Here is a 16,775-nt window from a genome sequence, read left to right on the forward strand (position 1 = left end):
GATAGCCCTTTCTTTTTTAGTATTTACTGATTAGCCTAAGCTTAATAAGCTCTCTTCTAAGATTTGGATCTTCGCTTCCGCATCAGCTTTTTTATTTTTCTCGTTTTCTACGATTTCAGGTTTCGCATTCTGTACAAAACGCTCGTTAGAAAGCTTTTTGTCTACTGAATTAAGGAACCCTTTTAGGTATTCAATTTCTTTTCCGATACGTTCTTTCTCCGCATCGACATCGATATTGTTCTCCAATGCAACATAACATTCATTCTTACCTGCTAAGAAACTAACGGCACCTGATACTTTCTCATTAACAAAAGTCAGATCCTCAATATTTGCTAATTTGATGATGCTCTCTTTGAATTTTGCATAGTCCAACTCCGCGCCATTGATAGCCAATGGAAGGGCGATTTTCGGAGAGATACCTTTTGAGTTTCGGATATTGCGAACTTCTGAGATAATCTGCTGAACGATCGTAAAGTCTTTGATGATTTTCTCGTCGTATCCTTCAACGGCAGGGAAATCAGCGACGATAATACAGTCTTTGGACTCGCGCTGTCCGAATAACTCATCATGCCATAATTCTTCCGTTAAGAATGGCATGAACGGATGTGCAAGTTTCAATACTTTTTGGAATAAAGCTTTTACCGTTTCTAATGTCTCAGCTTCAATAGGAGCTTGATACGCTGGTTTTACAAGTTCTAGATACCATGCACAGAAATCATCCCAAATCAGTTTATAAGTTGCCATTAAAGCATCAGATAAGCGATAGTTTGCAAAGTGCTCATCGATTTCTGTAAGCGCTTGGTTAAAACGACTTTCGAACCATTGAGCAGCAGTCTTCTGTGCTTCCGTCGCTGGTGCGTCTGTTGTTTCCCAACCTTTTACTAGACGGAATGCATTCCATATCTTATTGGCGAAGTTACGGCCTTGTTCACAGTAAGACACATCGAACATTAAGTCGTTTCCGGCTGGTGATGATAGTAGCATCCCCACGCGCACACCGTCGGTACCATACTGCTCCATCAATTCGATTGGATCAGGCGAGTTACCTAACGATTTAGACATCTTGCGGCCTAATTTATCGCGAACTATTCCCGTCAAGTATACATTACGGAAAGGCGGCTTCTGGGTATAGTCATGCCCCATGATAATCATACGTGCTACCCAGAAGAATAAAATCTCCGGTGCAGTAACTAGATCGTTCGTAGGGTAGTAGTATTTGAATTCTTCATTCTCTGGGTTTCTAACACCGTCGAATACTGAAAGAGGCCATAATCCCGAAGAGAACCAGGTATCTAGTACGTCGTCTTCTTGGCGAATTGCTGTAGTTGACTTTCCTTGTTGTTCAAACTCAGCAATAGCTTCAGCTTCTGTTTTAGCAACAACCCACTCGTTCTTGTCGTTGAACCAGGCTGGAATTCGTTGTCCCCACCAAAGCTGACGAGAAATACACCAGTCTTTAACATTCTCCATCCAATGTTTATAGGATGCGAAGAACTTATCAGGGATTAACTTAATCTCACCGTTTTCAACATATTCTAAAGCTGGTTTTGCCAAGTGGTCCATCTTCAAGAACCACTGCATGGATAGCTTCGGCTCAATCACAGCATCTGTACGCTCTGAGAATCCTACCTGTGATTTATAATCTTCGATTTTCTCGATTTGTCCAGCTTCTTCTAATAAAGCGATAACTTTCTTGCGCGCAGCAAAGCGATCTTCGCCTACTAATATTTGAGCTTTCTCGTTTAAAGTACCGTCGTCATTTAAGATATCGATTACTTCAAGGTTATGCTTTTGGCCTAACTCGTAGTCATTTAAGTCGTGTGCAGGAGTTACTTTAAGACATCCAGTACCGAACTCCATCTCTACATACTCATCTTGAATAACGGGTATCTCACGATTCACTAATGGAACTAATACTGATTTTCCTTGTAAATGCTTATAACGCTCATCCAATGGGTTGATACAAATCGCTGTATCGGCCATGATAGTCTCCGGACGTGTTGTAGCAATGATGATGTACTCGTTGCTATCTTTGATAAAATAGCGAACGTAGTAAAGCTTTTGATTTACTTCTTTACGGATTACTTCTTCGTCGGAAAGCGCTGTTTTACCTTGTGGGTCCCAGTTTACCATACGAACTCCACGGTAGATATAGCCTTCTTTGTAGAATTTAATGAACGTATCGATTACGGCTTCGGACAGATCAGGATCCATGGTAAACTTCGTGCGATCCCAGTCGCATGATGCACCAAGCTTCTCTAATTGTTTTAAGATAATACCACCGTATTTCTCTTTCCACTCCCAAGCGTATTTTAAGAACTCATCGCGTGTAATAGACTTCTTATCGATTCCTTTTTCCTTTAGCATAGCGACGACTTTAGCCTCCGTAGCAATTGAGGCGTGGTCGGTTCCAGGAACCCAACATGCGTTCTTACCCTGCATACGAGCGCGACGAATCAACACGTCTTGTATCGTGTTGTTCAACATGTGGCCCATGTGCAATACGCCAGTTACGTTTGGTGGCGGCATTACGATAGTGTATGGCTCTCTCTCATCGGGAATAGAACGGAAGAATCCGTTTTCCATCCAATAAGAATACCATTTGTCTTCTGCTTCTCTAGGATTGTACGTTTTTGCTATGCTCATTATCTAATTATAAATAATCTAAAAAGGAGTACAAAAATACGGATTTAACCGCTCATTTCCCATTATCTAGAAGCAAATAAATCAGCATTCATTAATATAAAGTATAAAAATTGTTAAGATAATATTTACAGTGCTGAATTAAATGTAAATTTGCGCGTTTAGCGTATTACTTTCACATGCAAGATGTTGTAAATGAGCTGAAAGCCTTTGTTCGATTTTTTGGTTTTTGGCTTCTTATTTGTTTTATTGACCGTTTAATTTTCGTCTCCTTCTTTTACGATAAGATTGGTGGGGCGCGCAGCGAGGAAATATTCCGTATGTTCTATCATGGCTTGAGCCTTGATCTGTCGACGGTCGCTTATATTAGTGCATTACCCTTCGTAGTTTATTGTTTATTATCCTTCGTGAAGAAATGGAAATTTAGCCATAGGGCGCTTAATATCTATACTTTAGTTGTTCTTATCCTGTTCTTTGTCGTTTCTTTTATTAACGTGAATGTTTATAGGGAATGGGGCGATAAGATTTCAAAGCGTGCGGTTGATGCATTCTTTGCATCACCTTCTGGTGCAGTGGCATCGGCGGAATCCACGCCGATCTTTCTCCCTATCCTAGGGATGATCGTGGGAATCGTCGGCTCGTATTATCTCTATCTACGTCTATTTAAAGGAATAAAGTTTGGAAATATTCGAACCTATTGGGGTATGGGGCTTCGCCTTCTTATTGGCGCATTTATCATATTTACCTTTATACGCGGTGGCTATGGTCGTGCTACTTTGAATCCAAGTAAAGCATACTATTCAGAGGAAGCATTCAATAACCATGCGGCGGTAAGCACCCAATGGGCACTATTGCGTGACTATTTTAAAAGTAGCACTTTATTGAAGTCTCCATATCGCTATTATCCAGACAGAGAGAACCTCTCGGAATATCTTCAACCTATTTTTGCTAATGATCCCGATTCTGCTGTAAATATCCTAACCACCCAAAGGCCCAATATTGTTTTCGTGCTTTTAGAAGGTTTTGTTGGCGACTTAGTCGAGTCGATGGGCGGCGAGAAAGGGATTACGCCCCATATGGAATCTTTTATCAAAGAAGGCGTGTTTTTTGATCGCATATATTCTGCATCCGATCGTTCGGATAAGGGGGTGATAGGCACATTCAGTGCATTCCCCGCGCAAGGACCTGAAAGTGTAATCAAGTATATCAGTAAGCACGAGAACATGCATGCTTTTATGCAGGAACTCGATTCTGCAGGCTATCATAACTCCTTTTATCATGGTGGACAAAGCGAATTTTATAACGTTAAATCCTACATGTTAACCCATGGTGTAGAGCGTGTTGTGGATAATGCGAATTTCTCGCCAACAGAAGAACGGGTATCTTGGGGAGTAACTGATGCTGTCGTTCTTAACCGGATGATAAAAGATCTTCGGAAAGAGCAAACCCCATTCTACAGCAGCATATTTACTCTGGTTAACCATGAGCCGTTCCAATTAAAAGGAGCCTATAAGTTTGGCTCAGATAATAACGCGAATAAGTTCAGAAGTACCGCATATTATACCGATTCCGTGTTGAATGATTTCGTAGAGAAAGCTAAGAAGGAAGCTTGGTATAAGAATACCTTGTTTGTGATGATTGCCGATCATGGGCATCGTCTTCCTGCTGAGAAATACGAAATATCTCACCCGAATCGTTTCCATATCCCGTTGTTGATGTTCGGCGAAGTAATCAAGCCCGAATATCGAGGCAAGAAGATATCGAGGATAGGTAGTCAAACAGATTTGGCGGCGACACTCTTGAAGCAACTGGGCTTACCGAGCGATAATTACGTATGGAGTCGCGACTTGTTCAATCCAACGACCCCGCAGATAGCTTTTTACAACTCCAAGGATGCTTTTGGAATCATCACACCCGAACAGTCGATTTCCTACGACAATGTTGGCAGTGTGATCAATTACAAGGCACATCCTGACTATCCAATGGCTAAGAACGATAGTCTGTTGAATATCGCTAAAGCGTATTATCAATCGGTCTACAACCAATTTTTAAAGTATTAAAATGAAGGGAAAGATTATCCTCAAGGGACTGTTTGCCCCATATATCACGTTGATTATACGCTTTACGATGATGTTGCTGATCTATCAGCTTCTCCGAATCGGTTTCTACGCTTATAATGTCGATCAGTTTCCACACGTGACCTTCTCCGAAATGATTCGCATGATGGTCGGTGGGCTAAAGTTCGACCTGGCAGCATTATTTTACCTCAATAGCTTGTATATCTTGATGATGGGGATTCCCTTACCTTTCAAGTATAAAGCCAGCTATCAGAAGGTAGCGAAGTGGGTATTCATCATCACGAACAGCATCGGGATTGGACTCAACCTGATCGATTATGCTTATTATCCCTTCACGTTAAAGCGCACCACCGGAACTGTATTCAGTCAGTTTGCTAACGAGCAAAACCTTTTTAAACTAATGACCGATTTCTTAATCGGCTACTGGTATTTGTTATTGGAATTCGTGCTGATCGTCTGGATCTTGATCAAGCTTTACGACCTGATCAAGATCGAATACAAGCGCTTTACAGGCTGGACATTCTATGCCGTTCACTTGGTAAGTTTGCTATTGGTTGCTTTCCTTTTTGTAGGCGGGGTTCGCGGAGGATGGGCACATAGCACGCGTCCGATTACGCTTAGTAATGCCGGAGATTATGTAAAATCACCGGAAGAGATGAATATCGTGTTGAATACGCCTTTTTCAATCCTGAAGACGCTCAAAGCCGTAACATTAAAAGAGAAGAATTACTTCCCGGCGGATGAGCTGGAAGCCATTTATCCGGTCATACATCAACCGAAAGATTCTGCGGAATTCAAGCCGTTGAACGTTGTGTTCCTCATCATGGAAAGCTTCGGGAAAGAGCATATCGGATTCTTTAATAAAGAGCGCGATGCCGGTCAATACAAGGGATATACTCCATTTTTGGATTCTCTCATCGAGCATTCTTATACCTTTACGCGTTCCTATGCAAATGGACGCAAATCCATCGATGCCCTTCCATCTATCATCACCGGAATACCTTCTATCGCTGAGCCTTTTGTCCTGTCCATATATTCAGGAAATAAAACGACGAGCATTGCGAAGTTATTAGGAGAGAAGGGCTATGAAACAGCATTCTTCCACGGAGCACCAAACGGCAGCATGGGCTTCTCGGCCTATATGCAGTTGGCAGGGATCAAGAACTACTTCGGGAAAAATGAATATAACAACGACGATGATTTCGATGGTATCTGGGGAATCTGGGATGAGCCTTTCATGCAATTCATGGCGAAAAAGATAGACACCTTTAAGCAGCCATTCTTTAGCAGCTTCTTTTCCTTATCTTCTCATCACCCTTTTAAAGTTCCGGAGCAATATGCTGGGAAATTTCCGAAAGGGCAGTTACCATTGCATGAACCGATAGGCTATGCCGATAATGCCTTACGCCAATTTTTTAATACGGCTTCCAAAAGCGAATGGTATAATAATACATTATTTGTAATCGTGGCTGACCATGCCAGCATGATTCATTTTCCAGAATACAATACCACGCCAAACTTCTTTTCCATTCCGATCATATTCTACTATCCGGGAGGAGAACTTAAAGGTTTGTCGGATAAATTAATACAACAAATCGATATTATGCCGACGGTGTTGAATTACCTGCAATATGATAAGCCATACTTCGCTTTCGGTTCAGATGCCTTCGACCCTAGACGCGATAATTTCTTGGTCAATAACATTGGGGGAAGTTACAACTTCTTTATGGGCGATTACTTCATGACCTTTGATAATGAACGCCCGAGCTCCTTACACAATTTGAAAACAGATCCATCCCTGTCGAAAGATTTAATGAAGGAAGAACCCCAAACGTTAGACTCGCTGAAACGACATTTAGAAGCGTTTATTCAGCAGTATAATAATCGGATGATCCATAACAAGCTTACGGCAGAATAAGACTTCTAATCCTTTATTTTTCCACCGAATTTGTAGCGAAGGGTAAACTGCTGTTGATTGTCGATCTGGCCTGGCGAGAAGTGAAAGGAAGCTATAAACTTACCTTCGATTTTGTCCGATTTGAATGGCATCCAGCCGAGATCCAATCGATCGTAGCGATCGCGATGGTAGAACGAGTCGCCGTTTGGAAGATTTAAAGCATCGCCCAGGTAAAGTGTATTGGCAATGAAGAACCGCTTATAGCCCAAGTGAATGTTAGAAATAAAGCCAGTGCCTTTATTATCATATTCTGAACGCAAGCGGTCGTAGCCAAAAGCCGCACCAGCATCGATGGTTAACGAATCGAGGAAAGTCTTCTCGCTTAAGTCAGCCCCAAGTTTCAACATCAAAATAGCATTATCTTGAATATGCTCGTCGAGGCTGTCATTGCTAGTCAAAGCATTGTGATAAAGCAAACCGTCATTGCTGATATAGAAATTGCCCATGCTATACTTACCTGAAATACCGGCAACAAATTGTTCACGCTTGGTATAGCTTTGTTTGCTCAGCCAATCGATGTAAACCGCTTGCTTGAAGTTGCTGTTCCTGTACTGAAAATACATTCCCTCCACATTTGGACGGTCATACATCAGGGTATCTGCTAATACCATCTTCGGTACGTCTTTCAAACGCTCATAACGAGGGATAAATCCAATTGCAAAATCAATATGCTGGGTTGCGTAGTTGTAATACGCTATCGGTTTTACACGCATCTTATTATCCCCATGCGATCCAAACTCCTGGTTAACATGTACACCACCATACACACGATGCTTCTCTTCCAATTGGAAGTAAAGATGGGGAGATAAGGTCGCGCCAAATAGGGTCTTCGGAACGGTATAAGGAGCCTGATATTCGCGATTATCCGCATAGCCAAAAAAGTCGATGCCATAACCGATCTGTTGGGCTTTGCTGTTGTTGATAAATCCTAATAAAATGAAGAGGAAGAAGGCGCGAAGAATAGTATACTTATTATTTAACATGTTAAGAATTAAAGGTACTGTAGTATTCCTACAAATATAAAAGAATTTGCGGTCTGGAAACTTCTTAGAAACGAGATATTTGCTGATCAATATGTCAAAGAACCTTTGTGGCATTCTTCGCCGAACGTCCGGCATGCCTAATGTTATGCATTAATAGCAATTCTTTAATTTAAACTGATCAAAACTATACTAATTGTACAGTAAAGAACTGTTAATTTTTAACTTATTCACGGGAATTCCAGTTGTCGTTTAATGTGTACCCCGCTATCCAGAATGTCGCAGAGCTGCTTTGTAACTAAAAAACTTTCATGTTTCCAATGAAACACCAACAGGGATGAAGGTTCTTGATGGCCTTTGAAAACAGACACTTTCAGAAAAAAAGAAGCCATCCTTTCGGGATGGCTTCTTTTCTAAATATGCTATTCGGAAGATTATACTTCCAATAATAATCTTGCAGGATCTTCTAATAGTTGTTTAACACGAACTAGGAAGCTTACTGACTCACGACCGTCAATGATACGGTGATCATAAGATAACGCGATGTACATCATCGGACGGATCACCACTTGACCATTTTCAGCAATAGGGCGTTGCACGATGTTGTGCATACCTAAGATTGCTGATTGAGGAGCATTGATGATAGGAGTAGACATCATCGATCCAAATACACCACCGTTAGTGATTGTAAATGTACCGCCAGTCATTTCTTCGATCGTCAATTTGTTATCACGAGCTTTACCCGCTAATTCAGCGATTGCTTTTTCAATTTCGTATAATGCCATCGACTCTGCATTTCTGATAACCGGAACCACTAATCCTTTTGGAGCAGAAACCGCGATAGAAATATCAGCGAAATCAGAATAAACGATTTCATTTTCTTCGATACGAGCATTTACAGCAGGCCATTCTTTCAATGCAGTAGTTACTGCTTTCGTGAAGAATGACATAAAGCCTAGACCAATACCGTGTTTTTCTTTGAAGGTATCTTTGTATTTCGCTCTTAAGTCCATGATCGGCTGCATGTTCACTTCGTTGAACGTAGTCAACATCGCAGTTTCATTTTTAACAGCTACTAAACGCTTAGCGATAGTTTTACGCAAGGAGCTCATTTTCTCACGGCGCTCATTTCTCGATCCGGCAACTGCAGGCGCAGCAGCAGGAGCAGGGCTTGCCGCAGGTTTTGCAGCAGCTGGCTTAGCAGCAGCACCAGCTTGTGCTTTCTCAGCATCCTCTTTAGTGATTCTACCGTCTTTACCTGTACCTTTTATTGTAGAAGGGTCAATACCTTTTTCTCTTAAAATCTTAGCAGCAGCAGGAGATGCAGTACCAGCAGCATAAGTCTCTGGGCTTTCATCTTCTTCCGCTTTAGCAGCAGGAGCAGCTTCTTTTGCAGGAGCTTCTTCTTTTTTCTCGCCTGAAGCAGCAGGTGCATCACCGTCTTCGATTGTACAAACAACAGCACCAATTTCTAGGGTGTCGCCTTCTTGTGCAATGATACGTAAGATACCAGCTTTCTCTGCAGGTAGTTCAAAAGTAGCTTTATCTGATTCCAATTCGGCGATATTTTCGTCCATCTCGACGTAATCACCATCTTGTTTTAGCCATTGGGCTAAAGTCACTTCCGTAATTGACTCTCCAACTGTAGGGACTTTAATTTCTAAGCTCATATGTTATTTTTTTAAACCAGCCGTTATACACTATAAAGATACAACGGCTGGTTAAATAAATTGTTTATTCGAATGATTTATTTACGATTGCTTCTTGTTGTGCAACATGTTTTTTCATGTATCCTGTTGCCGGACTACCACTAGCTGTACGCGCGATATAATCAGTGAATTCAATATCTGTTTTACGTAATGTACGGCAGTAATAAGGCCATGCTCCCATGTTCTCATTTTCTTCCTGAACCCAGATAAATTCTTTCGCCTTGTTATATTTTTTGTGGATTGCTTTTAATTGCTCGATTGGGCTAGGGTATAGCTGCTCAATTCTAACAATAGCTACATCTGTACGCTTATCTGCTTGTTGTTTCTCTAATAGATCGTAGTAGATCTTTCCAGAACAGAACAATACACGTTTTACGGATGCTGCTTTTACGTAGCTGTCATCGATAACTTCTTGGAAGTTTACTTTCGTGAAATCTGCTAATTTAGAAACCACTTTTGGATGACGTAATAAGCTTTTCGGTGTGAATACTACTAATGGCTTACGGAAGTCGCGAACTAACTGACGACGTAGTAAGTGGAAGTAGTTTGCTGGAGTTGTACAGTTGGCAATGATTAAGTTGTCGTTTGCACATAATTCCAAGAAACGCTCAATACGACCTGAAGAGTGTTCAGGACCCTGACCTTCCATACCATGAGGTAGCATCATTACTAATCCATTCGAACGTCTCCATTTCGTTTCCGCACTACTTAAATATTGGTCAACAATAATCTGAGCCCCGTTGTAGAAGTCACCAAACTGTGCTTCCCAAACCGTTAATGAGCTAGGATTTGCCAACGCATAACCGTATTCAAAACCTAATACCGCATACTCTGATAATAAAGAGTTGTAGATATTGAAACGCTCACCACCATTAACCTGTGCTAATGGGATATATTTCTCTTCCGAATCTTCTAATGTCAATACAGCGTGACGGTGCGAGAATGTTCCACGTTGAACATCCTGACCCGAGATACGAACGCGTTTGCCTTCGTTCAACAAAGTCGCATAAGCCATCAACTCGCCCATCGCCCAATCGTAAGAATCGTTCTTGATCATCGCTGCGCGATCTTCAAATAACTTAGAAATTTTGCGGAAGAACTTTTTGTCTTTAGGTAGCGTAGTAATTTCTGTCGCTAGCGTCTTGAACTCTTTCTCAGAAACTTTCGTCACAGCCTCGCCGAAGATATCTGTCTTCTTAGCCTGACGAAGGCCTTTCCACGCGCCACCAAACATCGGAACCTCATCTTCTAAGCTCTCTGTTTGCTTCGATTCGTCTAATTGCGATTGTAAATAATCTTTAAATTCTTTCTCTACCGCCTTAGCATATGCCGCGTCGATTGTACCTTCTTCCTGAAGTTTCTTAGCATAAACTTCTTTCGGATTAGCGTGCTTCTCGATTGCTTTGTACAACAATGGCTGTGTGAACTTAGGCTCATCTGCCTCGTTGTGACCATAACGTCTATAACACAATAAATCGATAAATACATCAGTTTTATATTTCTGACGGTATTCTACCGCTAAATTGATTGCATATACTACTGCTTCAGCATCATCACCATTCACATGGAATACTGGAGAAGAAGTAATCTTAGCAACGTCTGTACAGTAAGTACCAGAACGCGCATCTTTATAGTTTGTCGTGAAACCTACTTGGTTGTTGATAACGATGTGAATCGTACCACCAGTACGGTAGCCTTCAAGCTTTGACATTTGAGTAACCTCGTAAACAACACCTTGACCAGCAATAGCCGCATCACCATGAATTAAGATAGGAGCGATCTTCGATGCATCACCATCGTATTTCATGTCGATCTTAGAACGAACAATACCCTCAACAATTGGATCTACAGTTTCCAAGTGTGATGGGTTTGGCGCTAATGACAAGTGGATTTGTTTACCAGAGTCTGTTGTAATATCGGAAGAATAACCTAAGTGATATTTTACGTCACCACCAAATTGTAATTCAGGATCTTCCTCTGCATACATCTTACCTTCAAACTCGGAAAGGATAGTTTTGTAAGGTTTGCCCATGATGTTTGCCAATACGTTCAAACGACCACGGTGAGCCATACCGATCATGAACTCTTGGATTCCTAGGTTTCCACCTATTTCCAATACCGAGTCAAGAGCAGGAATTAAGGCTTCTGCACCCTCTAAAGAGAAACGTTTTTGACCTAAGAATTTTGTACCTAGGAAGTTTTCAAAAACAACAGCTCTATTTAATTTCTTTAATATACGTTCTTTGGTTTCCTTATCGTAGTTCGGCTTGTTACGATCAGCCTCCATACGGTCTTGAAGCCATTTAATCTTCTCGGGGTTACGAATGTATTTAAACTCCGCACCGATAGAACGGCAATAAGTATCTTCAATTAATTGGCGGATATCGCGCAATTTTGCCGGACCTAATCCAACCTCAACACCTGCATTGAATACAGTGTCCATGTCAGCTTCAGATAATCCGAAAGTCTCTAATTCTTTGCCAGGGTAGTATTTGCGACGCTCGCGAACCGGGTTAGTGTGAGTGAAAAGGTGACCACGGTCTCTGTAACCGTGAATCATATTAAGAACATCGATTTCCTTTAAAGCGTGTTCTGATACATTTTCAACATCTACAGAACCTGAAACGCCTTCAGAACCTTGTCCAAATTCAAATCCTTCAAAAAACTTTTGCCAGCCAAAGTCTACTGCGTTTGGATCGGCTTTGTACGCTTGATATAATCCATCGATATAACTCGAATCGGCATTACTCAAATATGTCAATTTGTCCATGTGGATAGGTAAGATAAAATTTTGCCAAATTTATAAATAATAATAGAGTTTTCCTCATTTAATACCGATAAAATACAATGTTTTAACCGGATTTTCGACAATTATTAAATATTTAAAATTAAATGTCGATTTTAAATAAACAACCTATGTTTTATCGTAAATAAGACAATATTTCAAAATGTAAATTTATAATTATGCTTTATGTGTTTCTAATTTTTTAGCGAGCTCCTGCCAGCTGCTCGATACGTTCTCTTTATCACTTGTTCCTATCCCTGCTACGTGCGACCAATAGCCATAATTTGAAGCTGGATTATAGTCCAGCAAATGCTCCTCAAAAAAGGATGCTCCCAACAACCAGTTGCTACTGATTTCTTGTATGTAGTAACTCGCCAATAATCGACGGTTCAAATAAGTCAGGTTGCCATTTCGTAATAGCTGTGCCATCGTCTCGTCAATCACTTCTTCTCCTGTCGTGCCGCTCATCCACTTGCGGATAGCTTCAGAATCCAGCTCTTCCGAAAAATGTTTATCCTCTTGCAAGCCATTAGGCTTAAAAAAGATATTCGGATACTTCTTCAGCATAAAGCGGAAATAGTCTCTCCACAGCAAGGCCGTAAGTAAACGATCGTAGCGTTTTTTATTTTGACTGAGACTCGATCGGGTCATCTCATCGTACACAAACATCGGGGACAAAGCACCAACGGCAATATAATGAGAAATATAGGTGAAGTTGCGACAATCAGCGAAGTTTGGGTCTAGCAAGTTCGTTAACTTTTCGATCGCTTTTTCCTCGCCGCCATCAAAGGATCGGCCTTGTAGGCCTTGTATCTCCTCCTCCGAAAAACCTAGGCTCGCCAGGCTCGGAATCTCCGTTGCCTCCAAATGCTGCGGACTCGCAATCGCTGAGGGTGCAGCCAAAGGTTTGCGAACTGTGCTCTCGCGTTCTATTTTTTTTCTGAAAATGTTGAATTTGTTGGGAATGTCCTTGATGGGAAAGGGGAGATCTTCTTTATGGTATAGCGTGTGACCGATAAAATGCTTAAGGTTGATTTTATTGTCCCAGAGTGCCGCTTCCACGAGCTCCGAGACCATCGTCTCTCGGTAGGCTACCTCGCGATGATGATAAACCTCATCAACTTCATACTTCGCACATAGCTGGGGCAGAATTTCTTCAGGATAGCCAACGAAAGTCATCAAGTCACTCTGCATTCCTTGAAGTTTCTCTTTCAAATGAGAAACCGATTCTAACAGGAAGGATGCGCGCAGGATGCCGGTATTCTTCTGTGCGAATTTGTTAGTTTTAAAATAGCGTGGATCAAAGCAATAAACGGGAATAATCAGGTCTGATTTATTTATCGCCTCCACTAAAACTTCGTTATCATGCAAACGTAAATCATTCCTGAACCAAACTAATACAACTTTCTTACCCATTTTAATTATTTTCCCCAAATAGTGCTAAGCAACAAATATAAGGTATCAGACCCACCTATGCCCGATAGAAGCGGTATTTTTACATGTTGTAGACAATGTTTTATTAGGGAAATTGTTTTCATTTGTAAAATTATCAAATAGAAGAAACATTCGTCTCCGTTTGTCTGTTAAAGGATTCAAGACGGAACGTAATTGTGGATTTTGATGTAGGATCGATGGAAGTAATCATATCCGGCTTGAATTCCTATTTAGGAAAAAGAGCCATGAGTAATTTACATAAAGAGGATTTTCAAGTGCATGGGCTCGTGCGCGACGTGGATTTATTCCGCGCCAGATTAACAGAAGAATTAACAGGAACCTTAAATAAGGTAGATCTCTTAAGAAAAGGGAAGGAATTCGAACAGTTTAAATTGGATAGTAACGCCGATTTGGCAATCTATATTACCCATGTCCCTGATCTAGGGGAAATGGTCAATTTAAATCTGGAGGTTATTACCCTTAGTAATTTTATTGAATTAGCACGCCGCAATGGCTGCAATCGAATCATATACATAGCGCGTTTGATGGATAAGCCTTTTATCCATGCCATAAGGTCGGTATTGGATTCTTGCGGTATTGATTATACCATTGTGCTCAAAAATCTTGCTATTGGCAAGGGAAGCGTGCTCGATCGTTACATGCGCCAAGTGTTGAATAGCAAGTATTTACCCTATGATTCTGCCCTTGCGAAGTTGAAATTTAGCCCTATTTCGGCGCTAGATCTATTGCGGTGGATCTATAACGTCGATTGGAATAAAAACTTCATCAATGAAGTAATAGAAATCGGCGGACCCAATACGGTGACTGTTCAGGAAATGTTTCGGTTATATCGGAAGAATCTGTTCCCGAATTCGCCTGTGAAGAGCATCAAGCTCCCGCATTCTATCATGAGCATTTTCTACAAGAAGTTTTATCAAATAAACCCGGAGGATCTCGTTGAATTTAAACGATTGATGCAAAGGGAATATCCGATTGATAACTCCCATTGGAAACAAATTATCCTATTTTCATTCACACCCCTCGACCAGGTAATTAGTGGCGGTTAACGGCCGTCTAGATTTCCTTTATACGCTGATTTGCGTTACATTTGTAGCTAAGCTATTTTATTGATATGGGATATAAAAGCTTACACGAATGTGTAATTGATCTTGAAAACAACGGGCATTTAATCAGAATAAAAGAGGAGGTAGACCCCTACCTCGAAATGGCCGCCATCCACATGCGTGTTTATGATGCGCAAGGACCAGCAATATATTTCGAAAACATCAAAGGATCTAAGTTTCCGGCAGTTTCCAACCTGTTCGGCACGCTTGAACGATCGAAGTTTATGTTCAGAGACTCCTTGGAACACGTCAAACGCTTGGTCGATGTTAAGATGAACCCCATGTCGGTGTTGAAAAATCCATTTCGATATGCCGGCTCCTCTATGGTTGCCTTAGGCGCTTTACCATGGAAGAAAAAATCTAATGCTCCGATTCTTTACGGTCGCACGAGCATCGCCGAGTTGCCCCAGATTGTCAATTGGCCGATGGACGGTGGTCCTTTCGTAACCATGCCACAAGTATATACAGAAGACGTTACTAAACCCGGTATCATGAATGCCAACTTAGGGATGTACAGAATTCAGTTGGCGGGCAACGATTATATCCAAAACGAAGAAATTGGATTGCATTATCAATTGCATCGAGGCATTGGTGTACACCAAACCAAAGCAAATCAGTTAGGCAAGCCATTAAAAGTCAGCATATTCGTCGGAGGACCTCCGTCGCATCCGCTATCTGCTGTGATGCCCTTGCCGGAAGGTTTATCGGAGATGATATTTGCAGGAACTTTGGGTAACCGCCGCTTTCGGTATTTCTATGATGATGAGGGATTTTGCATCTCTGCAGATGCCGACTTCGTGATTACTGGTACGGTGTATCCGAACGAAAATAAACCGGAAGGACCTTTTGGCGATCATATCGGTTATTATTCCCTAGTGCATGATTTTCCGCTGATGAAAGTGCATAAGGTTTACCATAAGAAAGATCCAATTTGGTCATTTACGGTCGTTGGCCGTCCGCCACAAGAAGATACTAGCTTTGGTGCGCTCATCCATGAAATAACAGGAAATGCTATTCCGCAACAAATTGCGGGTTTACATGCCGTACATGCCGTGGATCCTGCAGGCGTTCACCCTTTGCTTTTTGCGATAGGAAGCGAACGCTACACCCCATACCAAAAGGTGGAAAGACCGCAGGAGGTATTGACAATCGCTAACCAAATTTTGGGAACAAACCAACTTAGCTTAGCGAAGTTCTTGTTCATTTCCGCTTTTGAAGATAACCCAAAACTCGATATCCATGACATCGAAGGTTTCTTTACCCATATTTTTGAACGTATCGATTTAACGCGCGATCTACACTTCCTGACCAATACCACCATTGATACCTTGGATTATACAGGCGATGGATTAAATGCAGGATCGAAAGTGACTTTCGCTGCGGTAGGCGATAAAAAGCGTGAGCTTGCTCGTTCCTTGCCTGCAGGTTTTGATCTTCCACGCCCTTTCCAACATGCTAAACTTGCATTGCCGGGAATCGTTGTCGTGGATGGAAAGGCATTCAGTATTTACGCAGAAGAGGCGAAAGTGTTAGAAGAATGGACCCATGCAGCGAAAGCTGCGGATTGGACCGGTATTCAATGTATAGTACTTGCCGATGATGCCGGTTTTGTTGCCGAGAATGTGAACAACTTCGTCTGGACGACTTTTACAAGAAGCAATCCTTCGCACGATATCTATGGAATTGATAGCTTTACCGAATACAAACATTGGGGATGCCGTGGTCCGGTTATTATCGACGCCAGAGCGAAACCTCATCACGCACCAGATCTTATAAAAGATTCTGCTGTAGAACGTCGTGTCGATCAGTTAGGTGCTAAAGGTGGTTCGCTGCACGGAATTATCTAATGAAATAGAAGTTCTTCGCTTCTAGAGTTAATCATAATGCCTCCAGGTGATCAGTAATTGGCTGCTTACCTGGAGGCATTTTTTTCTCTGAAACTGTCTGTTGTCAACTGCCATCAAGAACTTTTTATACCTGGTTCGACAGCCATCCATATGATAACCCATAGATAGCCCAATCATAACCCTTTCGAAGCGGGTTTGATTGGGCTTTGTATTGGGTT

Annotated in this window: 9 protein-coding genes; 4 read left to right on the forward strand and 5 right to left on the reverse strand. The window is 41.6% G+C overall.

The window, feature by feature from the left end:
• Positions 1 to 30 precede the first annotated feature (30 nt).
• Entirely contained in the window at positions 31 to 2,646 is a 2,616-nt protein-coding gene (locus B2400_RS12725; RefSeq protein ID WP_293933899.1) for a valine--tRNA ligase, read from the reverse strand.
• A gap of 176 nt (positions 2,647 to 2,822) precedes the next feature.
• Between B2400_RS12725 and B2400_RS12730 the strand changes: the two genes are divergently transcribed.
• Entirely contained in the window at positions 2,823 to 4,703 is a 1,881-nt protein-coding gene (locus tag B2400_RS12730; protein WP_293933902.1) for an LTA synthase family protein, read from the forward strand.
• A gap of 1 nt (position 4,704) precedes the next feature.
• A complete protein-coding gene (locus tag B2400_RS12735) occupies positions 4,705 to 6,639 on the forward strand; it encodes an LTA synthase family protein (protein ID WP_293933905.1) in 1,935 nt (644 codons plus the stop codon).
• Positions 6,640 to 6,644: 5 nt separating this feature from the next.
• On the opposite strand, the gene B2400_RS12740 is transcribed toward B2400_RS12735, so the two are convergent.
• From B2400_RS12740 to B2400_RS12755, 4 genes are all read right to left on the reverse strand, one after another.
• Positions 6,645 to 7,661 carry a hypothetical protein gene (locus B2400_RS12740; protein WP_293933909.1) on the reverse strand — a complete coding sequence of 339 codons (1,017 nt, stop codon included), beginning with the start codon at positions 7,659 to 7,661 and terminating at the stop codon, positions 6,645 to 6,647.
• A 431-nt stretch (positions 7,662 to 8,092) separates the two neighbouring features.
• Positions 8,093 to 9,328, reverse strand: a complete 1,236-nt coding sequence (odhB, locus tag B2400_RS12745; protein WP_149526729.1) for a 2-oxoglutarate dehydrogenase complex dihydrolipoyllysine-residue succinyltransferase — start codon at positions 9,326 to 9,328, stop codon at positions 8,093 to 8,095.
• A gap of 64 nt (positions 9,329 to 9,392) precedes the next feature.
• Positions 9,393 to 12,137, reverse strand: a complete 2,745-nt coding sequence (locus tag B2400_RS12750; protein ID WP_149526728.1) for a 2-oxoglutarate dehydrogenase E1 component — start codon at positions 12,135 to 12,137, stop codon at positions 9,393 to 9,395.
• 192 nt (positions 12,138 to 12,329) lie between these two features.
• The gene (locus B2400_RS12755; RefSeq protein ID WP_293933913.1) at positions 12,330 to 13,568 is read right to left on the reverse strand and encodes a deoxyribodipyrimidine photo-lyase; all 1,239 of its coding nucleotides are present in this window, start codon (positions 13,566 to 13,568) and stop codon (positions 12,330 to 12,332) included.
• Positions 13,569 to 13,831: 263 nt separating this feature from the next.
• Here B2400_RS12755 and B2400_RS12760 point away from each other — a divergent pair, with 263 nt between their 5' ends.
• Both B2400_RS12760 and B2400_RS12765 read left to right on the forward strand, forming a co-directional pair.
• Positions 13,832 to 14,653, forward strand: a complete 822-nt coding sequence (locus B2400_RS12760) for a hypothetical protein (RefSeq protein WP_293933915.1) — start codon at positions 13,832 to 13,834, stop codon at positions 14,651 to 14,653.
• A gap of 65 nt (positions 14,654 to 14,718) precedes the next feature.
• Positions 14,719 to 16,557 (forward strand): UbiD family decarboxylase, encoded by a 1,839-nt coding sequence (locus B2400_RS12765; RefSeq protein ID WP_293933917.1) that lies wholly within the window; start codon positions 14,719 to 14,721, stop codon positions 16,555 to 16,557.
• Positions 16,558 to 16,775: the final 218 nt, after the last annotated feature.

Origin of the sequence: Sphingobacterium sp. UBA6645 (assembly GCF_002455685.1) — a bacterium.
Lineage (GTDB): Bacteria > Bacteroidota > Bacteroidia > Sphingobacteriales > Sphingobacteriaceae > Sphingobacterium > Sphingobacterium hotanense.

Excerpts from the sequence above, each read along its gene's own strand:
- B2400_RS12725 (WP_293933899.1), bottom strand. The coding sequence starts at position 2,646 with ATGAGCATAGCAAAAACGTACAATCCTAGAGAAGCAGAAGACAAATGG.
- B2400_RS12730 (WP_293933902.1), top strand. The coding sequence starts at position 2,823 with ATGCAAGATGTTGTAAATGAGCTGAAAGCCTTTGTTCGATTTTTTGGT.
- B2400_RS12735 (WP_293933905.1), top strand. The coding sequence starts at position 4,705 with ATGAAGGGAAAGATTATCCTCAAGGGACTGTTTGCCCCATATATCACG.
- B2400_RS12740 (WP_293933909.1), bottom strand. The coding sequence starts at position 7,661 with ATGTTAAATAATAAGTATACTATTCTTCGCGCCTTCTTCCTCTTCATT.
- odhB (WP_149526729.1), bottom strand. The coding sequence starts at position 9,328 with ATGAGCTTAGAAATTAAAGTCCCTACAGTTGGAGAGTCAATTACGGAA.
- B2400_RS12750 (WP_149526728.1), bottom strand. The coding sequence starts at position 12,137 with ATGGACAAATTGACATATTTGAGTAATGCCGATTCGAGTTATATCGAT.
- B2400_RS12755 (WP_293933913.1), bottom strand. The coding sequence starts at position 13,568 with ATGGGTAAGAAAGTTGTATTAGTTTGGTTCAGGAATGATTTACGTTTG.
- B2400_RS12760 (WP_293933915.1), top strand. The coding sequence starts at position 13,832 with ATGAGTAATTTACATAAAGAGGATTTTCAAGTGCATGGGCTCGTGCGC.
- B2400_RS12765 (WP_293933917.1), top strand. The coding sequence starts at position 14,719 with ATGGGATATAAAAGCTTACACGAATGTGTAATTGATCTTGAAAACAAC.